Below are 22226 nucleotides of genomic sequence, written 5' to 3'. Positions count from 1 at the left end.
AGCGGCAAGAGCGGCGGATTTTTCGGCGGCTAAGCGCGCTTTGAAATATACGGCGACTCTGTGCGACGAGTTAAATTTAGCGCGTAGAATTTTAAAATTTGCGCCAAATTTAGCATTGATTTGACGCAGGTTTTTCAAAAACGCGCTGTAAAGCTCGGCTAAATTTTATCGCTTCTGCCGCGCATGATCCGCGTCGTCTGCGTGCCGTTTAAATTTAGCCTCGAGCATCTTTTCGTGCGGCTAAAATTTACGCGCGACCGCCGCATATGATCTACGCTGATTAAATTTTGCCGTGCGCCTTGCGCGCTTTAAATTTACGCGAAGGTATGCGTATCAAAACTAGCAAAAGCCGCAAAAATCGCGGCGCAGATGAGTTAAAATTTTAAAAAAAGGATAAAAATGCAACTAAAAAAGATAACGCCGTTAAGCAACGAATATCTCGAAAAGCTCGGCTTTTACTGGCACACGGACGCAGACGAGACGCCTTACGTCAGCGACGAGATCGTGCGCGTGAGCGCTGCGGAGGCGGATGCGTATTACGAAGCGGCGAACGAGCTATACGAGATGTTTGTCGCGGCCGCGCAGCACGTCATCGACAACAACCTTTTCCACGAGCTCGGCATCCCCTTCAACCTCGTAGATCTAATCAAACAAAGCTGGGAAAACGAGGTGCACTGGCACCTATACGGGCGCTTCGATTTCGCGGGCGGGCTGGACGGCAAGCCGATCAAGCTGATAGAATTTAACGCCGACACGCCCACGGCGGTGTTTGAGACGGCGATCATCCAGTGGGCGATGCTGAAAGAAAACGGCATGGACGAGGCGAGCCAGTTCAACGACCTCTACGACGCGCTGCGCGATAATTTCAAGCGGCTCGTGGTGCTTGACGGCGAGCTCGAGGACTTTTCTAAATTTTACGAAGGGTGGAAAATTCTATTTAGCAGCGTCGCGGGCAACGTCGAGGACGAAAAGACGACGAAGCTTTTGCAGCAGACCGCGGAGGATGCGGGCTTTAAGACGCGCTTTGCCTACGTGGACGAGGTGGAATTTAACGACGAAGAGGGCGTGTTTTTTGACGGCGAAAACTACGAGTATTGGTTCAAGCTGATCCCTTGGGAGGCGATCGCGATCGAGGAGGGCGAGCTCGCGCTCATCTTAAAAAACATCGTGCAAAATCAAAAGGCGATCATTCTAAACCCCGCATACACGCTGCTTTTCCAAAGCAAGGGGATTATGAAAATCCTGTGGGATCTGTATCCGAACCACCCGCTGCTGCTGCAAAGCTCCTTTTCGCCGATCATCGGCAAAAAGATGATCAAAAAGCCGTTTTTGGCGCGCGAGGGGGCGAACGTGGCGATCTTTGACGCGGACGGCAAAAAAATAGAGGAAAACGGCGGCGAGTATGAAAATCAGAAATTTTTATATCAGGAATTTTACGAGCTGAACAAAGACGAGCGCGCCCAGAGCTACCAAGCGGGGGTGTTTTTCGCATACGAAGGCTGTGCGCTGGGCTTCCGCAAGGGCGGCGAGATACTCAATAATCTCTCAAAATTTGTGGGGCACTACATCGAGGACGCGAAGTAGCGGCGTGGCAAATTTTATAAAATTTGAGAAATTTTAAGGCGGCGGCTCTTGGCGATAAATTTGGCGGTAAGGCTATCGCGGCGGTAAATTTTATCGCTCGGCGGCGGCGAAATTTAACGTAGCGGCGCGACCAAAATTCTGCGCGGATAAAATTTTGAGTAGATCAAATTCACGTGAACTAAAATTCCGCGTAGAGCAAGTTTTGCGCGAGCTAAATTTTAAAATTTAAACGCGAACGGCAGCAGCGATTAAATTTGTCTCTCGCTTCGGCGCAAATATTTAGACGCAGGTTTCAGCGGCGGTAAAATTTACCGCCTGCTTCGGCATGAAATTAGAATTTTAAAATTTAACGCCGCGCGCGCTGCGAGCATTAAATTTTGCGAGGGCAGGATTCACGATAGTTAAATTTTGCGAGAGTAAAATTTTGCAGGTTAAAATTTACCGTTTAAGCGCCGTGCTCCGAATCGCGCAATGGAATTTAGCGGCTAAATTTAGCCGCGCTGCTACGACTTAAAATTTTTAAACGCAAAGGGGAAAATATGAAAATCGTATGTTTGGATGCCGCGACGCTGGGAGGCGATGCCGATCTTAGCGAGATCGCGAGCTTAGGCGAGTTTGAAAGCTACGAGATGACCGAGCCTGCGCAAACCGCGCAGCGCCTAGCCGGTGCCGATGTCGTCATCACCAACAAAGTCCTAATCACGGACGAGATCATGGCGCAAACCGCGCTTAAGCTGATCTGCGTAAGCGCCACGGGCACGAATAATATCGACATGCAGGCAGCGCAGACTCGCGGCATCGCGGTGAAAAACGTGGCCGGCTATTCGACGAACAGCGTCGTGCAGCAGACATTCGCGTCGCTGTTTGCGCTAACCAACGCGCTCGGATACTACGCGGATTACGGTAGCAGCGGCAAATGGTGCGAGAGCGAAATTTTTACTCACATTGACGCGCCGATCAGCGAAATTTACGGCAAAGAATTCGGCGTCATCGGGCTTGGACAGATCGGCGCAAAGGTTGCCCGCATCGCCACCGCGTTCGGCGCAAACGTGAGATACTGCTCCACTAGCGGCGCGAATGATAGCGGCGAGTTTGCCAGAGTGGGCCTGGACACGCTTTTAAGAGCATGCGACATAGTCTCGATCCACGCCCCGCTAAATGAAAAAACGGCGGGATTGATCGGCGAGACGGAGCTTGCGAAGATGAAAGAGGGGGCGATCTTGATGAATTTCGGCCGCGGCGGCATCGTAGATGAGGAGGCGCTGGCTCGCGCCGTGGACGAACGAGGCTTGCGCACGGCGCTTGACGTGCTGCAAACAGAGCCGATGAGGGCAAATCATCCGCTTTTGCGTGTGAAAAATCGCCGCAATGTCGTCATCACGCCTCACATCGCATGGGCGAGCATCGAGGCTCGCAAACGGCTGATAAAAATGATCGCGCAAAATATCAGGGATTTTATGAGCGGTAAATGAATGCAGTTAAAACGCCGAAGCAAATTTAACAAAATCAAGATGCGGCACAAGGCCCACAAAGACTCTGCACGCAGTATTTCAAAGCGCTGTATATAAAATTTTATTAACTGAAAAGAAGCGATACCACTTCGGATAAAATTTTAAATTTACGCCGCGGATAAGCTATCTCTCCGCTTTGAATTCGTAGATTTATCTTTTCTTATAAATTCTTTTTATGCTCATCCAAAATCCCGTAACTATAAAAAATAACACTGAAATCGCCGCTACGCAAAATAAGAACTTACCCGCCTCGCCGAAGATATAGCCCGAATGCACGCTCAAAACGGCTTTATGTATAGCAAACGGGCGCGGCATGGTGCTTTTCGCATCATCATAGCGAGCATGCCGCAAGATGCCCTTTTTAACGTTTACACTCATCGTATTCATATGCTCTTCGCCCTCCTCGCCTTTATCGAAATAAAAGATCATAAAATTTTCTCCATCTTTTTGGGCGATAATATTGAAGAATTCGTAGTTTTCACCGCATTCACGCTTAAAAATATCAAATGCCGTCTGAAAATTTAAAATTTTATCTTCATCCTCGAGCGAAAATCCTCGCACTTCAGTAAAGCTCGTTTTTCTAAAAATTTCCTTTTCCCCTAGCGCTCTGTTGGTGATTTTGGCTATCCAATCATACGACCAATAAAGCCCACTAGCGCTTATCGTAAGCAAAACGGGCAGCAGCAAAACTCCGACCGCGCCGTGCAAGCTATATAAAAACGTGTAACCTCTCGCTTTAAAATTTATCCTAAATGCGCGTAAAATCTTTCCTCTAAAGCTAGGATAATAGATCACCACGCCTGAAATTAAGACTAAAATAAACATAACCGTGCTAAGCGCCACGATATTTTTACCTATTAGCCGCAGAGCTTCGTTTTTGCTTAGCCCAAATCCCAGATTGGTATGTAGGTTTAGTATTACGCCGATAAACGTATCGCCTATGTTTTCCGAAGTAATTTCGCCGCTATAAGGATCTATAAAATATGATTTAAACTCGCCGCTAGAATCTGTGCCGGAAAGCCTAATCGCCTCATTTTTATTGTGAGGAATTCTATAATAACTGAGCGTAAAACCGGGCTTGGCTTTTCTGAAAATATTTAAAATTTTGGCGGGCTTAAGAGCGTCTTTTTCGCTCGGGCTCACGAAAGATTTGCTTTGATTTAACGCATCTATAATCTCGTCGTGATACGAGATAATAGCGCCGCTAAGGGCTACGATCAAGATCGGCACGCAGCATATAAGCGTCAAAACAAGATGGACGTTGAACCAAAATTTTTTCCTTTTTAGAATCGCCATTAATTTCCTTAAATTTTAAATCCGCGGACGAAATTTATGCGCCGCGAATTTAAAAGTTCACGTTAAATCCAACCTGCGCCTTCATCCCGTCTACGACCATCATTTGGTAATTTCCCGAGCGCGTTAGTACAAATTCGTTGAATATGTTATAAAGCGTAAAATTTAAACTTGCGTCTTTTGTAACTTTATAGCTCGCGCCCAGATCAAAAAGCGTGTATGAGCGGATATCCTCATCGTAGCTTAGGCTATCGCGCGTCCTACTATAATAATTTATTTGCGACCATAAGTTTAGCTTGGAGCTTACGTCGTAATCAAATCCTAGCTTTACCGAATGGATTGGAAAATTATTTAAGGTTTTGCCCTTCTCGCTACCCGTTTTTTGCTCGGATTTCGTATAGGCGTAGTTTGCATGCAGCTTCAAATTATCTAAAATTTGATAATCGCTACTTAGCTCTAGACCCCTAACCTCGGCTTCTCCAATGTTTATAGTATCCCAAATTCCGCGTCTGTAAGTTTTGCCGTTATGTACGCAAGGATTTCCCGGTCTTGGACGGCAAATTAATTTAGTAGAAATTCCATCTTTGATTTCGGTATAAAACGCAGTAGCGCTAAAGTTAAATTTATCGTTATCGTCATAAGAAAACCCGCCTTCGTAGCTTATGCTGCTTTCAGGCTTTAAAGAGCTTCTGCCGATCTGCGCTCCCTGGCCTCCTGCAAATGGCAGGGCAAGGCCCTCGCTACGCTGCTTAATATCCGGAGTTGAATATCCCGTCGAAACGCCGCCTTTAATAGAAAAACTTTCGTTTAAACGATAAACGGCATAAGCGCGCGGCGATATATGGCCGCCATAGTCCTTATCGCGGTTATATCTGATTCCGCCGGTTAGTGTTAAATCGTCAGTTAGATAAAAATCATCCTCGCCGTAGATCGAATAATCCCATCTTTTGACATTTGCCTCATCTGCGGTAGTGGCGGCTTCGTTTAATCTCTCGCTTCGGTATTGCACGCCCAAACTCAAAGCATTTGAATCGAAAAAATATGAGCCTTTAGAATTTAGCGTAGTCGTTCTAAGACGCAGATCCTGGGCGCCGCTTTCTTTCATGCTATCGTAATTTGCGTAGCTATCTATCATAAACTTATCGTATTTTCCCTGATGAGACAGGCTTGCGGTGTAGCCTTTCATATCCTCTTTCGCAATATCGTTATTGCCTCCCGAGGTTGTTCGCGTACGCCCATATGTACGCCTAAATTTATTATTTACTTTACGATAATCAAGCGTTACCTCATCGTTTTGCGTTACGTTATACATCAGTTTTGCGCCCATATTCGTCTCTTCATTATTTCTATTCGCATAAGGCTCTTTATCCTCTATCTTTTCAAAAAATCTGCCGTAAAGTGCGATACCTAGTACGTCTGGGACGATAGCTCCGTTTAGATAAAAACCCGTTTGATAATCACCTTTTATTTGCGATTTTTTAGCGAAAGTATAGTATCCGTTTACATTGCCGCTAAGCTCATTTGAAAAGCTCTTGGTGATGATATTTATTACTCCGCCCATAGCGTCGCTGCCGTAAAGCGAGCTCATAGGACCGCGGATAACCTCTATACGCTCTATCACATTTGCGGGAGGCAAGAAATTCTGGCTACTGCCAATACTTCTTAATCCTTTATAAGCGCTATCGCTAGTCGTAGGCTTGCCGTCGATTAAAATTTTCGTATATTTTTGAGATAGGCCTCTTAGGCTTATGCCTTTTCTCGATGCAGCGCCTAGCGTTGCGGTAAAGGCACTCGGTAAATCCTCTACCATCGCGGAGATATCTTGATAGTTGCGCTTTTGTATCTCTTTTTGCGTAAGAACGGAGATAGAAGCGGGTGCGTCTTGAATATTTTGCCGATAGCCCGTAGCACTGACTACGGTAATTTCACCCAAATTTACGCTTTTGTCCTGTTTTTCTATCTCACTCGATATCCCGGCTGTCGCTATAGCAGCAATCAGCGATAATTTATATATTACGTGCACAAACGCCCCTTTTCTTATTAAAATTTAAACTCATTTTACTATAATAAGATACGCATTATCAAGAAATACTAAACGGTAGAGGGATTTTTTTAAACGCTAAAGGGATAAGATGAGTAAAGAGATAAGTTTAGATGATTTTTTACAAAAAATATCTAACGACATTGAGCCGTCCAAGCAATGTGGGTATAATAAAACCGAGCTTGAAAGCGAAAGTATAAAATTCGACTTTAGCTCTTTTTATACGGGCGGAGAGATAGGATATTATAGCAGCGATATAATTTGCAGAGATTTCCTTTTGCATCGCCACGAGCGAGGTAGCCGCTATTCATTTTTATTTTTCAATACGGGCGAAAATCCTATCTGCTTCAGATCGGATAAAGATCAATTCGTTTTGAATAAAGGTGAGTTTTGGCTCGGAACTATGCAAAGCAAATTGCGTGGCGTTCACGAGCTTGAAAATAAACACTATAAAAGCTCATGCATAGCGCTTAGCACCGCTTTTGCAAATGAGCTGGGAATTTTAAAAAATTTGAATTTAGATCAGGCCGTTTGTATGAAGAAATTTAAAACAAGCGCCGTGCAAAATATCATCCTCAAAGAGCTCGAAAATGCCGCGATATACGACGGCAAAATGCGCGAAATTTTTATGGAAAGTAAAATTTTAGAGATGCTTTATAGAAGTTTTCATAAATTTAATGAGCCCGAAAATGCGCTTAATCTTGATGAAAATCGCATAAAAACAGTTCAAAAAGCAAAGAAAATATTACTCGAAAATATGCAAAATCCACCTAGCATTAAAGAGCTTGCTCATCTTTGCGCCACGAACGAATTTGCACTAAAAAGGGATTTTAAAGCATATTTTGGCACGAGCGTTTATGCAATGCTGACAAATGAGCGGCTTGGAATTGCAAAAGAGCTATTAAGTCTAGATCAAATCAGCGTAAACGAAGCTGCTAAAATGGTCGGATACAATAATTTATCGCATTTTTCTAAAATTTTTAGGGCTAAATTTAATATACTGCCGACGCAACTGAAAAAGGATATAAAATTTTACTACTCGGATTAGAATTTCTTACGACCGACTATCTTTTATAAGCCGCGTCCTTTCACAACCGCATATCAAAACATCATAAAATTTTATATCGCAACCGGGATCCGCAAAAATACGGAATTTAAATTATAAATGCCGCCGAAACCTTGGCGGCAAAAGTGAGTTGCGATCAAATATCGCAGCTGCGCGTATGTTTGGACGCCAAGGGGCGCCTTAAAATTTTAGATACATCTAAATTTAAAACAGGCTATAAACCTCGTCTAGTGTAAAGTGCTTTTTATCGATCTTACCGCCGTAGTATGGCTTGATATCCTCGTCAAAAGCCTTATGGAAAAATTTCGCTTTATACATTTTTACCAGGCTGCTATTGACCGCATCAAGCAGCTCGGTATTGCCCTTAGATAGGGCGACGGCGATATAATCTACCTTGCCGAGGTTGATGATTTTTGCATCAAGCGCGGCATCGTTTCTAGCGTATCCTAGCACTACGGTATTATCGTCAGCAAAGCCTATGCCCTCGCCAGCCTTTAGCCTAGCGACGCACTCATTCGCGTCGGCACATGTCGCAATCTCATAGCCCGCGTTTTTGAAGTGCTCCTCGGCAGTTGTGCCTTTAACGCTTAGAATTTTTTTATGCGCGATCTGATCGATTCTTGAAATATTATCATCCTTACGGCTTAGCACGCCAATTTGCACTGAATAATACGGGTAAGAAAAATCGACTTTCTGAACGCGGTCTTTTGTGACGGTAAGCTTGGATATGATGAGATCTACTTTGTTTTGCTCTAGCGAGGGGACGCGATCTTTAGATGCTACGGCGATAAAGTCGATTTTGATCTTTTTATTGCCGAATAGATTTTTGACTAGCTCGTTTGCCAAGTCAACCTCAAAGCCTTTTAGCGTGCCGTTATCATCGAAGCTAAACGGAGGCTGTGAATCTTGCAAGCCTATGCGAATTTCGCCTGCTTGCTTGATATCTGCTAATGAGTTAGCGCAAAGCGCGCCAGCACCTAGCAAAATACTTAGTAGAATTTTTTTCATATTTCGTCCTTTGAATTAAAACATTTTATAAAGATCATCTAACAAGAAATATTTTTTCTCAGCTTTTCCCTTGTAAAAAGGATCGATGCTGTCGTTAAAAATTTTCTTGAAAAAGCCGTTTTTGCTGAGCTTGACAAGCCCATCATTTAAGGCGTTTAGTAAGTCGTTGTTGCCTTTTTGCACCGCGATAGCTAAAAAGTCCGATGTGCCTAAATTCTTGATATTTACCTCTACCTTGCGATCTACAACCGAATAGCCCAAAACTACCATATTATCGTCTGCATAGCCGCTGCCGCGACCGGATTTTAGCGCACGGAAGCATTCGCTAGAACTAGCGCATGAGATAACTTTAAAGCCTTCCTTATTAAAATAATCAAAAGCCGTAGTGCCGGGTTCAGCTAAAATTTCTTTATCCTGTAGGTCGCTTATTGTCTTGATATTATCGTCGGTGCGAGTTAGCACGCCGATATTTACGCTAAAGTAAGGGTTTGAAAAATCCACTAGTTTCTCGCGCTCCTTCGTAACCGTGATGGCTGCGATATCCAAATCGACCTTGTTATCTTGCACGGCTGTGATACGATCATTGCCCAGAGTTACGACATATTCGATTTTGCCACCTTTATCGCCGAAAATTTCTTTCACGAGCTCTTCGATAAGCGAAATTTCAAAACCGCTATATCTTCCATCCTCGGAGACGCTAAGTGGCGGTAGTGAGCCGTCCACTCCGATACGAATGAGCCCTTTTTCTTTGATCTGCGCTAAAGAGTTAGCAAATAACGAACACGAAGCGATTAACAACGCAAATATAATCTTTTTCATAAAATTCCTTTAAATTTTACTAAAATTTCACAATCGAATAGAATTCTATCCATCGCCGCTTTAAATCAAAACAAGCTGTAAAGATCGTCCAGCAAGAAATACTTTTTATCAATGGTTCCTTTATAAAAAGGCTCAATACTCTCATCAAAAATTTTTGTAAAAAAACCCTTTTTACTTAGCTCGATTAGCCCCGCATTTACCGCGTTAAGCAGCTCGGTATTGCCCTTTTGCACCGCGATGGCCAGGAAGTCCGTCGAGCCTAAATTCTTGATATTTACTTCGACTTTGCGGTCGACTACAGCGTAAGCAAATACAAGTAGATTATCATCGCCGTATCCGTCGCCCTTACCCGATTTTAGGTCATTAAAGCATTCATTCGCGCTCGCACACGGTACTACGTTATAGCCCTGTTTCGTAAAGTAATCAAACACCGTAGTGCCGGGCTGCGCCAGTATAGTCTTTCCATTTAGATCGGAGACCTTTCTGATATTATCGTCGCTACGAGTTAGCACGCCGATATTTACGCTAAAGTATGGATCGGAGAAATCTACCAGTTTCTCACGCTCTTTCGTAACCGAGATTAGCGCGATATCTAAATCGACTCTGTTATCCTGTACCGCTTTTATGCGATCATCACCTACCGTTACGACATATTGTATCTTGCTGCCTTTATCACCGAAAATTTCTTTAACAAGCCCTTCGATTAAGAGTATCTCAAAGCCGCTATATCCGCCATCTTTAGCGACGCTAAACGGCGGAGACGAGCCGTCTATACCGATTCGAATAACCCCTTTTTCTTTGATTTGAGTCAAAGTGTTGCTAAAAAGCGAACACGCAGCCAGCATCAATGCTAGGATTATCTTTTTCATAGCATCCCCCTTTTTAAAAATTATAGCAAGCTATAAAGATCGTCCAGCAAGAAATACTTTTTCTCTGCAGTTCCTTTGTAGTAAGGCTCGATGAAATTATCGAACGAATTTTTGAAAAAGCCCTCTTTGCTTAGCTTGATTAGCTCGCCGTTTAGAAAATCTAAAAGCTCCGAATTGCCCTTTTTCACACCGATGGCTAAGAAATCCGAAGTACCTAAATTTTTGATATTTACTTCAACCTTTTTATCTAATACCGGATAAGCCAGCACGACTAGGTTATCATCGGCATACCCGTCGCCCTGTCCAGCTTTTAGAGCCTTATAGCAGGCGTTTGCGTTATCGCATCTGGCGATATTATAGCCTTGCTTTTCAAAGTATGTTTCTGCAGTACCGCCGCTAAGAACTAAAATAGTTTTATCTTGCAATTCATTTAAGGATTTAATCTTATCTTCGACGCGGGTTAAAATGCCTATATTGACGCTAAAATACGGGGTCGTAAAATCGATCTGTTTCTCACGCTCCGGAGTTACAGTAAGAGTTGCGATAACCGCGTCGACCTTATCTTCTTGTAGGAATTTTATACGTTGATTTGCAAGTACGGAGGTAAACTCCACCTTTCCGCCCGATGGAAGCATATCTTTAGCGATGGCGTTTGCCATATCGACCTCAAAGCCCTGATGCACACCGTCTTCTATCTTGCTAAACGGCGGCTGTGCGTCATAAACGCCTATTCTAAGCACTCCGCTACTTTTGATCTCGGAGAGCGATCTGGCGCAAAGCGCACTACTGGCCAAAGCTGCTACGAGCAGACTTAAGAGAAATTTCTTCATCCTTTTTCCTTTCTCATAAATAATTTCAAAACCATTGCCACGGCTACGGAAAACCTCAAAATCCCGCCCGAATGGCAAGCAGACATTAAATTCGCCTACAGGCGAAAAGCAATTTTAGCTTTTTATATCTTCAATGATTATTAAATAGTAAGTAAAGTCGTCAAATAAATTCGCTTTTTCATTGTTTGCTTCGATTTTGCGCGAGTTTTTTTAGAGTTTTCATCCGCATCCTAGCGATAGAATTTAAAATTTTTAAAATTTTACAAAATTTTAAAGCCACAGAATTTTACAAAATCTTAAAGCTGCAGAATTGGGCGAGATATTTTATGAGTGCTTTAAAGCTTGCGATGAAATTTTAAAATTTTATGAGATCAAATCTTGCAGATTGCATTTGACAAAACAGCACAAGAAAGGAGTGAAATTTTAAAATTTCGTGCTTTGGCGCAGACGCGGCGGAATTTAAAATTCTTAAATCCCTACGCCCGCTCAATAAATTGGAATTTTAAAATTTTTAGCAAACGCCGTATTTTAAAAGCAAGCAAAATTAAATCTTTGCCGCGCTATAGAATTCCACGATAAAAGTGCGCGGCCAGCGCTAAATTTTGCGCTATAAATCATACTACAAACATCAGCTTGGCGCAAAGCACGATGATGAAGCCGAATACAAAAGCGATTTTATGGATATTTGCTCGTAAAAATTCAGGCGCGGGCCTTCCCATCGCGCGGCAGCTCAAATTTATCGCTACGCACGCGGCGATGATGAGCGCGAGCGCAACTTTTAGCATAAATATTTTTTGAAGCGGCGTGCCGAAATACCCGCCGTTAGCGCTTCCGACCCAGCGGCTCATCATCATTCCGCCGGTGATTATCAGCGTAAAAAGGCAAACCGGCATGATCTTAATCGCGCGCGAGCCGATCGCCTTTTTAACGCGCTCGTAGTCCGCGCCCAGCGCGCTTTTAAGCCGCGAAAAAATCACGACGTCGAAAAATATGTAGCCCAAAAAGATAATTGCGCAGATGAGATGCACAATCTGCACGTAAGGATAAATTTGCTCCACCACCGCTCCTTGCTATGAAATTTCGCCCATTTTATGCGGAATTCCAAATTTTAGCAATGATTTTCATCAACGCGCCGCGAGCGGTTAAATTTAAGCCGATCGTGCGAGCGACGCAAATAAATTTTGGCAAAATCGCGCGAGCAAATTTAGAAGTAAAGCCGCGCGGCTAAATTTAAAAATGGCCGCATTCGTAAATTTACAAAATTTACGAGCAGCGCCGCGCGGACGAAATTCTAAAATTCTAAAATTCTAAAATTTCGCCCGCGAAAACCCGCGCAAATTCCGCAATCTATAACATCATCGAAAAGACTATGCCGAATATGATTAGCGGGATATTAAAGAAAATAAAGGTCGGCACGCAGGTATCCCACATATGGCTATGCTCGCCGTCGATATTCAGCCCCACGGTAGGCCCGAGCGTGCTATCGCTCGCAGGCGAGCCCGCATCGCCGATACCCGCAGCCACGCCGATGATAAAGATCGTCGCCGCCGTGCTAAAGCCAAGCTGCGCGGCTAGCGGGCAATATATCGTAGCGATGATAGGGATCGTGCCGAAGCTCGAGCCGATACCCATCGTCACCAGCAGTCCGATGCCGATCATCAGCAGCGCACCGCCTAGCTTGCCGCCGCTTAAAGTGCTCGCTACGTGCACCAGCTCGTTCACGCCGCCGGTTTCTTTTAAGATCGTGCCGTATCCTGCGGCGATCAGCATCAAAAACGCGATGTAGCCCATCATATGCACGCCCTCGTCAAATACGCTATCCAGTTTCTTCCACTCGATGCCTTTGCTCGCAAGCATTACTAAAATTCCGCTAAGCGCGGCAAACGGAAGGGATTTGATCCAAATTTGCACGGCGAAGCACACCGCGATACCCGCTAGCGCGCCCCATTCGCGCATACCCATCTTAAGCTCGCTAAAATGTGCGTCCAGGCTCTGTTTGGTTTCGGCATACTCCCTCGGCTTGCGGTAGTAGACTATGGCTAGAATGAGGCCCACGAGCATCGGCACGGCGCTTAGCCACATTACGCTTGATATGTCGCTTAGGCTTACTGCGATGCCGTTTGCGTTCATATTTTTTTCGATTAATCCCATAAAGATAAGTCCGAATCCCAGCGGCAGCGCCATATACGGCGTCTGTAAGCCGAACGTCAGCGCGCACGCTACGGCGCGGCGGTCGATCTTTAGCGAGTTCATGATCTTAACTAACGGCGGGATCAAAATCGGGATAAAGGCGATATGCACGGGGATTAAATTTTGTGAAAAGCACGCAAAAAAGGCGATCGAAAAGATAAAGACGTATTTTTTGTCGCTGATTAAATTTGCCACCGCGCGTACCAAGATCGCCGTTAAGTTGGTCTTTGAGATCGCGCTTGCGATGACGCCTAGCAGCAGATACGAAAGCGCGGTTTCTAAATTTCCGCCCATGCCGAGGCTGCCGGCGTTTTCGGGGTTGCCGTTTATGAATAAATTTATGGCGTCTCCCAGTGGGATATTGCTTGAGAGCACGGCGCATATCGTGCCGATTAGGATCGCGAGCATTACGTTGCACCTCAGCAAGCACAGCGCACACATCACACAGATACTGATAAATACGGGATTGGTAAGCATCTTTTGCCTTTTTTGGAATTTTTGCAATTATATAGAATTTAGGGCTAAATTTTGCTAAAATCGCGCAAAAAATCGGCTAGGACAGCGATGAAATATTTTTATTCCTCTTTTGTGGTAAGCCTAATTGCGCTTGCTATCGCATTTTATATCGGTGGCGCTGGTGCCGCTTATATCTGCGCGCTTTTGTGCGCACTCGAAATCAGCCTCAGCTTCGACAACGCCGTAGTCAATGCCAAAGTGCTAAAAGATATGGCGCCGGTGTGGCAGAGCAGATTTATCCTCTGGGGCATTCCGATCGCGGTTTTTGGCATGAGGTTTTTATTCCCCGTGCTAATCGTCGCCGCAAGCGCGCATCTTGGTATTTGGGAAACCCTCGTGCTTGCACTTAAAGAGCCGCATCGCTACCATGAAATTTTAAGCGAAAACGAAGCGCAAATTTACGTTTTCGGCGGCGCGTTTTTGCTGATGGTCTTTTGCGATTTTTTCTTCGATACGCAGCGCGAGCTACACTGGCTGGGCATAATCGAAAATAACGGGCTCGTGCGATTTTTAAAGCGCATTCCAAACGCTCCCACGCTGATCGCCCTAGCCGCAGGGCTCGTGCTGCTTGCTAAAACGGGCTCGGCTACGCTCGGCGCGGCGTATTTCGGCGCGATCCTGCTCTATCTTCTCATCTCCTGCTTCGACCGCCTTTTCGGCACGGACGGCGTAAAAAACGGCCTTGCGGGCTTTTTGTATTTAGAAACCCTGGACGCGAGCTTTAGCTTCGACGGCGTGATCGGCGCGTTTGCGCTAAGCGATAATATCTTCATCATTATGCTGGGGCTAGGTGCTGGCGCGATGTTCGTGCGCTCCATCACGCTGTATCTCATCGCTCGCGGCACGCTGTCTCGCTTCGCGTATCTGGAGCACGGCGCGCACTACGCCATCGCGTGTTTGGCGTTTATAATGTTTGCCAAGCTGAAATTTGAAGTAAGCGAGATCATAACGGGCACCGTGGGGATCTTATTCATCGCGCTATCGCTCCTTTCGTCGGTGCTTTACAACCGCCGCAACAAGCGCAAACTCATCGAAACGATCGCGGGAAACAACGAGTGAGAATTCCTAGGTAAAATTCTGCGGTGCCGCGCGGAATTAATGGGTGTTAAGTTCTAAAGTGCAAGCGACCATTGTGCCTCTTTATATACGATTTTAAAACAGCAGCGAATTCCTGCGGTCTTTCTTTTGCGGGCCAGTGTTTACAGCCTTGCATTATATAAATTTCGCAATTAGGTATTATTTTGCTCGCCTGGACGGCTCCTTCTAGCGGGATTAATTTATCCAAAGATCCGTGGACCAATAATACTGGGATTTTAATCTCATTAAGTCGAGAGAACAGATCGGTTGCAACTCCTTCCTTTTTTATCTCGCTTCGCTGAAACGAAATAAAAGCTCTGTCGGCGTCCGGTTTTTTCATCGCTTCGATTATTTCGCAAACCAATTCATTGCTAATCTTGGACTTATCACCGAAAAGATTATATCTAAGCGAGAATTTGATTATAGATGGAAATTTACAAACCAAAGCGTTTAAATTATCATTTAGCCTTGAATGCACGAACTAGTACAAAAGCCTATGACGTGGTAGCTTTTTAAATAATCCCCATGCATCGAGCGGCACTAGAATTTTTATTAACTCAGGATAGTTCAAACTCAAATTTATACTAATACCGCCGCCTAGCGAAATACCAACAAAAACTATAGGTCCATCGCTTAATTTCTCAATAAAGGCTTTTAAGATTTCCGTATAAAATTTTAAAGAATACTCGCCCTTTATCTTATCACTATCGCCGTATCCCGGTAAATCGGGCACTATGACGCGATATTCGTTGCTAAGTAGTGGTATGATCTCTTTCCACGAAAGCATTGCAGAATCAACCCCGCCTCCGTGTAGCAAGAAAATGCTCTCGCTCGCATTGCCCGCACTATAATAGACTATATTTATGCCATTTATATCAACGTTATTCTTCTGCATCGCGGCGCGCCTCCTTCGATTTAAGATAAAATTTTACGCCAGTTCAGTATATATGGAATTTATCATATTAAATTTAATTCCATTTGAAACCAGGCTAGCGCTACATAAAAATGCGTTTAAATTTTAATCGAATTCAAGCTTCTCATTTTGCAGATACTCGCGGATTTGAGCGTCGAATTTTTTGCGGGCGGCGCGCGGAGAGAGAATCACGAAATGCGGAAAAAATCTTTGCGCGAGCATCAAAATCATATCGTCACTGCTGATCTCGTAGCTTAGGCGGCTCCAGCCGTTTTTAAATTTACCTTCGATCTTTTGCGAGCGAAAAAACTTCTTTGCTTCGAAAAATTTTAAAATTTTGGGCGATACGGCGACTTCGCAGGTATAGGGTTCGACGTCGTATCCGTCGTAAAAGCTCTCCATATTCAGCAGGAATTTCCGCGTATGCTCGCTGAGATTTTTGTCTCGCAATATTTTTAGCTCCCGTTTGTTTGGTGGTGAAATTTTACCTGCGGGCTCGCCGCTCTTGCTTACGCCGTCAAAAAGTTCTTCATTCAAACGCAGTTCGTCAATGATATCAAGAGGCTGCAAAATTTCATCCGTTAAGCGGGTTTAAGATTTTTTATGCTATTTTTGCGACCTATTTCGATCAAAAGGCGAGAGATGATAAATTTACCGAAAAATTGCGTAGTTTTTACCTACCCGAAAATGGGCGATAGCGGCAAATTTTTGCCGAAAGAGTTGCACGGCGTGGCGGGGCTTACGGGCTGCACGCTTCAGTGCAAGGCATACGAGAGCGCGCTTGCGCAGATAAGAGCCCTAGGCTTCGAGCTTATCGCCGTAGGCAGTATGGGCGAGGTGGGCACGAGCGAGTTTAAGCGCGCTACGGGCGCTACGTTTGAGTTCGTAAACGACGAAAAATTCGAGCTTGAAGTGCCGCTTGGGCTCGAAACCTTCACTACCGGCGACGGGAAGAAATTTTACCACCGCCAAACCCTGATTTTTAAAGACGGCAAGGAGATAAAGCGCTTTAGCCGAATCGCTGAGCCCGAGCAGGACGCGCAAAACGCACTTGCGGCGCTAAAAAGTCTGTGATCGATCGCTTTGGCGGCGCGCTTTAAATTCGCGCTCCAAACGCGTTGCGACATAGAGCTGAAATTTAGGGCGGAGGCACATTTTCATTAAATTCAGCATTTTTAATTAAAATGGCACTAAATTTAACGGAGGCGGGTATGAAAAAATTTCTATTTTTGGCGCTATTTTGCGTCCTTGCGGCAAACTGCGACGAGAGCGGGCGGACAGATAAAATTTCTACGGCGGGCAAAACAACGAGTATCGGCGAGACCACAAGCGCGCGCTTTATAAAGAGCGGCGAAGCAAGCGCCGGCTCGCAAAGCAGCGCCGATGCGGTCATCCAAACGGACGGAATTTCGCGGGCGGATCTGCAAAGCTGCATCGTAAAAAGCGACGAAGGCTCCTGCGATCGCGTCGCGCGCGGTCTGAAAAGCGGCTGCGAGCGCAAAGATCAGCTATCGTGCTTTTTCTACGCAGATGCGCTAGGGCGTGGCTTGGGCGTAGAGAAGGACGTAGTGGCGTCGTTTGAGCTTTTTCGCGAGCAGTGCGATGCCGGCAGTAGCGAGGCGTGCTACGAGTTGTCGGTCAAATATCTCCAAGGAATCGGCACCCCTCAGAGCTTCGAGCTCTCGGGGCAGGCGCTAGACAGGGCGTGCAAAATGCACAACAAGCGCGCCTGCGCGGTGCTCGATCTGCTGCCGAAAAATTAGCACGGCAGAGGCGGTAAAATTTCTGGCTTCGATCGCAAACAGAGCGCGTGAGCCTTTTAAATTTTAGCGGGCGACGGGTGCGGCGCACGATGAAGCAGTAAATCGTGGCTAGCGAGCGGATAAACAAAATCAAAAGGAGCAACAATGAAAGCTTTAAAGCTTGCGCTAGCGGCGGCGCTGGCGCTTAGTTTGGCAAGCACGGGCAGCGAAGCCAAAGAGTTTAAATTTAGCGGCGCAAAAACCGGCACGCTTTTAGCAAAATGCAGCAAAAAGGACGCCACCGCATGCTACGAAGCGGCGATGAGATATGAGCTGGGCGGTCGCGGCGTCGTGCGAAACCGCTTCAAAGCGCAGGGCTTTTTCGCAGACGCGTGTGAGCTCGCAACCCTCGCCGAGCGGAAGCAGGCAGGCAAAACGGGCAGCGCAGGCGGACGCGCGATGAGCGATCTGCGCGAGCGAGCCTGCCTGGGCAATGCCGCGGCGCTGGAGAGCTTTGCGAGCGGGCAGTGCCGCAGCCTCGTGATATACGACGAGCTTTGCGAGGGCGGCTCGCAGGAGGCGTGCGACAATTTGGCGCGGATGAAGCGCGAAGGCTGGGCACCTAAGGAGAGCTGCAGCGAGAAGATAGTCGCAAAATTCGGCGACGGCAAGCCACAGAAGTAAAATTTTACTGGCTTCTACGGCGATAAAATTTTAAAATTCCGCGAGTATAAAATTTGCCGAAATTTTATAAAGCTCGACCGAAAATGGTAACAAGGCGGGCTAAATTTTGAATTCTAAAACGCGTTTAAATTCATGTATTAAGCGGCGTCAATTTTTGGGCTCAGAGAGATTAGAATTTACGTGGCAAGGCTCTTTGAATCAAAAATCTCGCGTAACGGCTAGGACTACAATTTTAAGAACCAGGATTTAAACAAATCTGCAATTTAGTCGTGACGATGATATGATTTTTAGAATTTTGCAAGCGTAAAATATCAAAATTTTGTGTATCTATATCGAGCCGCTCCCAAAAAAAGCGAGAAATTTGAAATTTTAAACTGCCGTCTTGTGCGAAGAGGCAAGAATTTCAGGCAGAGGGAATTTCAATTAATGCGGATTAAAATCCAAGCGCGGCATGCAAAGGTGGTACTGCAAGCGATGGAATTTCAAATATGGGCTCAAGGCTAGCAAGACGCAGAATTTAAATGTCACGAGCGATAAATTTCAAAACACCCATTTTAAAATTGCGAAGCGGGATTTAAATTTAAGTGTGGCGAGCGATTAAATTGCAAAAGGAAGCTTAAATTTAAATATCGCAGCTCACAAATTATGCGTAAATTTTGCGCCTAAATTCCGCAAAATTCGGCGCGCGATAAGCGTTTAATGGTATCGTGGCAAGACTATAAACTAAGCTTCAATCACGCTTAAAACCCTATTTACCGAGCGCTCGCGCAAGCGTTATTGCAACCGCCGAAGCAAAAAAGCTTGATCGAAAGCGTTTGGCGGCGTATATCCCAACCGATCGCGCCTCATATTTTGCTCTATAGCCTAGCTCGCGCACGAAATTTTAGATTTTGAAATTTAGCGCAAAAATATTATAATTTCGCCCAAATCACGGCTAGGACAGAAAATGAACTCACGCGTGCAAAACGAATATCTAAAATCAAAAATTATGAGCGCCGAGGAAGCCTGCGAGCTGATCCCAAATGGCGCATCGGTGGGCTTTAGCGGCTTTGTTGGGGCGGGCTGCGCGCTAGCTCTGCCGCAAGCTCTGGCGCAACGAGCGACAACGCTGCACGAAAAAGGCGAGCCCTATCAAATCGAAATTTTTACGGGCGCATCGACCGATCCGCTTTTAGACGGAGTTTTGGCAAAAGCAGGTGCCGTGAGCTTTCGTGCGCCGTTTTTTACGGATGCCGATATGCGCCGTGTGATAAATAGCGGCGCCGTGCGATACGCGGACGTGCATCTATCAAGCCTTGCCGCGCAGCTTAAAGCTGGCTTTTTTCCACATCTAAACTTTGCTGTGATCGAAGTAGTGGCGATTAAAGAAAGCGGCGAGCTCGTGCCGTCCACATCGCTAGGCAACAACCAAGCCTGGCTCGATATCGCCGATCGCGTGATTTTAGAAGTGAATTACTATCAGCCGCTTGAGCTGGAGGGCATTCACGACGTTACAGATCTGCGCCTACCTCCGCATGCTGAGGATCTGCCAATCAAGCACGTAGGCGATCGCGTAGGCAGCCTCTATATGCATGTAGATCCCGCCAAAGTAGTCGCTGTCATAGAGGCTAGGACGCATGATCGCGTCAATAATTTCACCGCCGTGGATGAAATTTCAAGCGCGATCGGCTGCAACGTCGTAAAATTCTTAAAAAACGAGGAAGCTTGCGGCAGACTTCCCGCAAAGAAGCTACTGCCGCTACAATCGGGCATCGGCAACATCGCTAACGCCGTGCTTAGCTCGCTACAAAATGCTGGCTACCAAGGGCTGCAGTGCTACTCCGAGGTGATTCAAGACGGCATGCTAGATCTCATCAAAAGAGGCGTCGTAGGCACTGCAAGTGCCACGGCGCTATCGCTTAGCCCCGCAGGCGTCGAGGAATTTCAAAAAAACATCGATTTCTACCGCAAGCACATCATACTACGTTCACAAGATATCTCTAACTCGCCAGCACTCATCAGAAGGCTTGGCGTCGTATCGATGAATGGCATGCTAGAGGCAGACATCTACGGCAATGTAAACTCCACTAACGTCATGGGCTCGCAGATGAAAAATGGCATCGGCGGTAGCGGTGACTTCGCTCGTAACGGATATTTGTCGCTGTTTTTGAGCCCGTCGCTCGCTAAAGGCGGCGCAATCAGCGCTATCGTGCCATTCGTGAGCCACGTCGATCATACCGAGCACGACACTCAAGTCATCATCACCGAATACGGCATCGCCGATCTGCGCGGTAAATGCCCTCGTGAGCGGGCTCGCGCGATGATAAGTATCGCACATCCCACTTACCAAGACGCACTGAGAGATTATTTCGAGCGGGCATGTGCGCAGCCCTGTGCTGGGCATACTCCGCACATCCTAAGCGAGGCGCTGTCGTGGCATCAAAGATTTAAGGATACGGGGAGCATGAAGGCTTGGAGCGAATTTGCTTGAGCTAATGCGCTAAAGCCTAAAGCTTAAACCCATTTTTGCTGAAGCGGGAAGTTTGCACTTAAAAATTCCGCCTGCATTTGAAAGCTCTATCGTTATTTAGAGCGAGGCGCACTAAAATTTTATTTTGTAAAGCTCGCGCGAAATGTTTATTATATGAATGAATTGAAAATTTGCGCCGTAAAATTTTAAAATTTGCAGGCGGATTTAAGGCATGGCAATCCTAGCTATAAGGTGCGCGCTATAAGTTTGCGATAAAACCGCGTAGTATTTGCCAAGATAAATTCCGTATAAATTAAAGCGGCGGCTTGCTAAATCAGAATTTCTCGCCTTGCGAAGGCAATCTTTGGCTCGTAAATTTAAAAAGGCGGGCTATAAAGTCGCGGCGAGATGAGATTAGAATTTTATCCTCGAAGGCTCCATCGGCTTGCTGTAGAAGTAGCCTTGCATATATTTAATCCCCATCTCTTCTAAGATGATTGAAATTTCGTGGTTTTCTACGTATTCGGCGATGAGCTCGTAGCCCTGCTTGCGCGCGAAGTTAGCGATAGTTTCGACGATAGCGCGCGAGTTTTTATCGTTTGAGATGTTTTTGATGAGCGCTCCGTCGATCTTTATGTAATCCACGTCGAGCGTTAAAATTCTATAGTAGTTGGAGTATCCGCTGCCAAAATCGTCTATCGCGACCTTGCAGCCGTAGTTTTTGGCTACGGCGATGAAGCTTCTAAGACTCTCGTAATCGTCGAATTCCTCGCTTTCTAAAATTTCAATAAATAAATTTGAAGCGTTTGGGCTGGATGCGAGCTTGCGTTCTAAAAGCTCTTTGATGCCTTCGTTTGCGATGTCAAAATATGAAAGATTTATGCTAAAGCAAGTCCCTGCGAAGCGGTCTAGCAAGCGAAAGGCTTCGTTTATTACGACCTGAGTTAGCGGGATATAAAGCGAGGTTTGCTTTGCGATATCGATAAACTCACCCGGGCAGCGCGTCTTGCCCGAACGGTCGATTAGGCGGATTAGAATTTCATATACTAACGGGACATAATCACCGCCCTCGGTGCCGTAGGTGTTACCACTAGGATCGCGGTGGGTGATATCAAATATGGGCTGAACAAGCACAAAGACTTGATTTTTCTTGATCGCATTTTGAATGGTGTTGATCATGATCTGGTTTTGAAGATATTTTTCCTCAATAGCATTTGGGCGCGAGTAAAAGCCCACGTGCTCGTTTTTGCTCTGCGCCTCATACATCGCCATAACCGCCTGAAAGACCCTATTTGCGCCGCCCACTACGTCGGCGCGCTCGCTTACGCCCATCGTGATATTTAAAGGCGCGGAGGCAAAGCCCTCGGTCGTATGTAGATTAAAGACCTTGTCAGTGAAGTATTTATTTATGATCTCCACGTCGCGCGCGACATTTAGTCCCTCGTAAAATAGGCAAAACTCATCCGATTGGATGCGAAAGATACTGGCTTTGATCTCGTGCGATTCGATACACATCGCAAGCGTACGCGCAAATGAGCGCAGAATTTCATTTGTCGTTTCTGCCTTGTAAAAGAGCCGTAAATTTGCAAAATTTACGATAGTGATGTAGATCGCTACGCCCGTTTTTTCGGCGT

20 protein-coding genes are annotated in these 22226 nt (G+C 45.7%); 9 read left to right on the top strand and 11 right to left on the bottom strand.

Annotation, left to right across the window (positions count from 1 at the left end; translation table 11 throughout):
• Positions 1-399: 399 nt before the first annotated feature.
• Together Q0135_RS03250 and Q0135_RS03245 are read left to right on the top strand one after the other, a co-directional pair.
• Positions 400-1584, top strand: coding sequence for a glutathionylspermidine synthase family protein (locus tag Q0135_RS03250; protein ID WP_297900766.1), 1185 nt, complete (start codon positions 400-402; stop codon positions 1582-1584).
• 539 nt (positions 1585-2123) lie between these two features.
• The gene (locus tag Q0135_RS03245) at positions 2124-3056 is read left to right on the top strand and encodes a D-2-hydroxyacid dehydrogenase (protein ID WP_297988185.1); all 933 of its coding nucleotides are present in this window, start codon (positions 2124-2126) and stop codon (positions 3054-3056) included.
• Positions 3057-3245: 189 nt separating this feature from the next.
• On the opposite strand, the gene Q0135_RS03240 is transcribed toward Q0135_RS03245, so the two are convergent.
• Positions 3246-4391: a PepSY domain-containing protein gene (locus Q0135_RS03240; protein WP_297988183.1), complete on the bottom strand. Its 1146-nt coding sequence runs from the start codon at positions 4389-4391 to the stop codon at positions 3246-3248.
• Positions 4392-4440: 49 nt separating this feature from the next.
• A complete protein-coding gene (locus Q0135_RS03235) occupies positions 4441-6321 on the bottom strand; it encodes a TonB-dependent receptor (protein ID WP_297988181.1) in 1881 nt (626 codons plus the stop codon).
• A gap of 199 nt (positions 6322-6520) precedes the next feature.
• Here Q0135_RS03235 and Q0135_RS03230 point away from each other — a divergent pair, with 199 nt between their 5' ends.
• Positions 6521-7477 carry an AraC family transcriptional regulator gene (locus tag Q0135_RS03230; RefSeq protein WP_297988180.1) on the top strand — a complete coding sequence of 319 codons (957 nt, stop codon included), beginning with the start codon at positions 6521-6523 and terminating at the stop codon, positions 7475-7477.
• Between the two features lie 222 nt (positions 7478-7699).
• Here Q0135_RS03230 and Q0135_RS03225 read toward each other — a convergent pair whose 3' ends face one another.
• The 6 genes from Q0135_RS03225 to Q0135_RS03200 all read right to left on the bottom strand — a co-directional run bounded on the left by Q0135_RS03225 (position 7700) and on the right by Q0135_RS03200 (position 13688).
• Complete coding sequence (locus Q0135_RS03225) at positions 7700-8503, bottom strand: transporter substrate-binding domain-containing protein (protein WP_297988179.1); 804 nt, start codon at positions 8501-8503, stop codon at positions 7700-7702.
• Positions 8504-8518: 15 nt separating this feature from the next.
• Complete coding sequence (locus Q0135_RS03220; protein ID WP_297988178.1) at positions 8519-9322, bottom strand: transporter substrate-binding domain-containing protein; 804 nt, start codon at positions 9320-9322, stop codon at positions 8519-8521.
• A 65-nt stretch (positions 9323-9387) separates the two neighbouring features.
• Positions 9388-10191: a transporter substrate-binding domain-containing protein gene (locus Q0135_RS03215; RefSeq protein ID WP_297988177.1), complete on the bottom strand. Its 804-nt coding sequence runs from the start codon at positions 10189-10191 to the stop codon at positions 9388-9390.
• A gap of 20 nt (positions 10192-10211) precedes the next feature.
• Positions 10212-11021: a transporter substrate-binding domain-containing protein gene (locus Q0135_RS03210; RefSeq protein WP_295150425.1), complete on the bottom strand. Its 810-nt coding sequence runs from the start codon at positions 11019-11021 to the stop codon at positions 10212-10214.
• Positions 11022-11635: 614 nt separating this feature from the next.
• Positions 11636-12079, bottom strand: a complete 444-nt coding sequence (locus tag Q0135_RS03205) for a copper resistance protein CopD (RefSeq protein ID WP_297988175.1) — start codon at positions 12077-12079, stop codon at positions 11636-11638.
• 289 nt (positions 12080-12368) lie between these two features.
• Positions 12369-13688 (bottom strand): Na+/H+ antiporter NhaC family protein, encoded by a 1320-nt coding sequence (locus tag Q0135_RS03200; RefSeq protein WP_297988174.1) that lies wholly within the window; start codon positions 13686-13688, stop codon positions 12369-12371.
• An 87-nt stretch (positions 13689-13775) separates the two neighbouring features.
• On the opposite strand from Q0135_RS03200, the gene Q0135_RS03195 reads away from it, so the two are divergent.
• A complete protein-coding gene (locus Q0135_RS03195) occupies positions 13776-14786 on the top strand; it encodes a DUF475 domain-containing protein (protein WP_297988173.1) in 1011 nt (336 codons plus the stop codon).
• Positions 14787-15285: 499 nt separating this feature from the next.
• Here Q0135_RS03195 and Q0135_RS03190 read toward each other — a convergent pair whose 3' ends face one another.
• Positions 15286-15699: an alpha/beta hydrolase gene (locus Q0135_RS03190; protein ID WP_297963332.1), complete on the bottom strand. Its 414-nt coding sequence runs from the start codon at positions 15697-15699 to the stop codon at positions 15286-15288.
• Positions 15700-15822: 123 nt separating this feature from the next.
• A complete protein-coding gene (locus tag Q0135_RS03185) occupies positions 15823-16287 on the bottom strand; it encodes a WYL domain-containing protein (RefSeq protein WP_297988172.1) in 465 nt (154 codons plus the stop codon).
• Between the two features lie 72 nt (positions 16288-16359).
• Here Q0135_RS03185 and Q0135_RS03180 point away from each other — a divergent pair, with 72 nt between their 5' ends.
• From Q0135_RS03180 to Q0135_RS03160, 5 genes are all read left to right on the top strand, one after another.
• Positions 16360-16791, top strand: a complete 432-nt coding sequence (locus tag Q0135_RS03180; protein ID WP_297988171.1) for a redoxin — start codon at positions 16360-16362, stop codon at positions 16789-16791.
• Between the two features lie 137 nt (positions 16792-16928).
• Entirely contained in the window at positions 16929-17480 is a 552-nt protein-coding gene (locus Q0135_RS03175) for a sel1 repeat family protein (protein ID WP_297988170.1), read from the top strand.
• A 144-nt stretch (positions 17481-17624) separates the two neighbouring features.
• The gene (locus tag Q0135_RS03170; protein ID WP_297988168.1) at positions 17625-18143 is read left to right on the top strand and encodes a hypothetical protein; all 519 of its coding nucleotides are present in this window, start codon (positions 17625-17627) and stop codon (positions 18141-18143) included.
• Positions 18144-18594: 451 nt separating this feature from the next.
• Complete coding sequence (locus Q0135_RS03165; RefSeq protein WP_297988166.1) at positions 18595-18744, top strand: hypothetical protein; 150 nt, start codon at positions 18595-18597, stop codon at positions 18742-18744.
• A gap of 345 nt (positions 18745-19089) precedes the next feature.
• The gene (locus Q0135_RS03160) at positions 19090-20613 is read left to right on the top strand and encodes a succinate CoA transferase (protein WP_297988165.1); all 1524 of its coding nucleotides are present in this window, start codon (positions 19090-19092) and stop codon (positions 20611-20613) included.
• Positions 20614-21006: 393 nt separating this feature from the next.
• On the opposite strand, the gene Q0135_RS03155 is transcribed toward Q0135_RS03160, so the two are convergent.
• The coding region (locus Q0135_RS03155) for an EAL domain-containing protein (protein WP_297988163.1) at positions 21007-22226 on the bottom strand (1220 nt) is incomplete at its 5' end.

The organism is uncultured Campylobacter sp., from assembly GCF_937981295.1.
Classification (GTDB): domain Bacteria; phylum Campylobacterota; class Campylobacteria; order Campylobacterales; family Campylobacteraceae; genus Campylobacter_B.
The sequence above is the reverse complement of the archived record's forward strand: the minus strand, read 5'-3'. Positions and strand labels throughout refer to the sequence as shown.

Coding starts and splice junctions, on each gene's coding strand:
- Q0135_RS03195 (WP_297988173.1), top strand. CDS start 13,776: ATGAAATATTTTTATTCCTCTTTTGTGGTAAGCCTAATTGCGCTTGCT.
- Q0135_RS03190 (WP_297963332.1), bottom strand. CDS start 15,699: ATGCAGAAGAATAACGTTGATATAAATGGCATAAATATAGTCTATTAT.
- Q0135_RS03200 (WP_297988174.1), bottom strand. CDS start 13,688: ATGCTTACCAATCCCGTATTTATCAGTATCTGTGTGATGTGTGCGCTG.
- Q0135_RS03175 (WP_297988170.1), top strand. CDS start 16,929: ATGAAAAAATTTCTATTTTTGGCGCTATTTTGCGTCCTTGCGGCAAAC.
- Q0135_RS03180 (WP_297988171.1), top strand. CDS start 16,360: ATGATAAATTTACCGAAAAATTGCGTAGTTTTTACCTACCCGAAAATG.
- Q0135_RS03170 (WP_297988168.1), top strand. CDS start 17,625: ATGAAAGCTTTAAAGCTTGCGCTAGCGGCGGCGCTGGCGCTTAGTTTG.
- Q0135_RS03215 (WP_297988177.1), bottom strand. CDS start 10,191: ATGAAAAAGATAATCCTAGCATTGATGCTGGCTGCGTGTTCGCTTTTT.
- Q0135_RS03160 (WP_297988165.1), top strand. CDS start 19,090: ATGAACTCACGCGTGCAAAACGAATATCTAAAATCAAAAATTATGAGC.
- Q0135_RS03165 (WP_297988166.1), top strand. CDS start 18,595: ATGCAAAGGTGGTACTGCAAGCGATGGAATTTCAAATATGGGCTCAAG.
- Q0135_RS03230 (WP_297988180.1), top strand. CDS start 6,521: ATGAGTAAAGAGATAAGTTTAGATGATTTTTTACAAAAAATATCTAAC.
- Q0135_RS03240 (WP_297988183.1), bottom strand. CDS start 4,391: ATGGCGATTCTAAAAAGGAAAAAATTTTGGTTCAACGTCCATCTTGTT.
- Q0135_RS03220 (WP_297988178.1), bottom strand. CDS start 9,322: ATGAAAAAGATTATATTTGCGTTGTTAATCGCTTCGTGTTCGTTATTT.
- Q0135_RS03210 (WP_295150425.1), bottom strand. CDS start 11,021: ATGAAGAAATTTCTCTTAAGTCTGCTCGTAGCAGCTTTGGCCAGTAGT.
- Q0135_RS03250 (WP_297900766.1), top strand. CDS start 400: ATGCAACTAAAAAAGATAACGCCGTTAAGCAACGAATATCTCGAAAAG.
- Q0135_RS03245 (WP_297988185.1), top strand. CDS start 2,124: ATGAAAATCGTATGTTTGGATGCCGCGACGCTGGGAGGCGATGCCGAT.
- Q0135_RS03225 (WP_297988179.1), bottom strand. CDS start 8,503: ATGAAAAAAATTCTACTAAGTATTTTGCTAGGTGCTGGCGCGCTTTGC.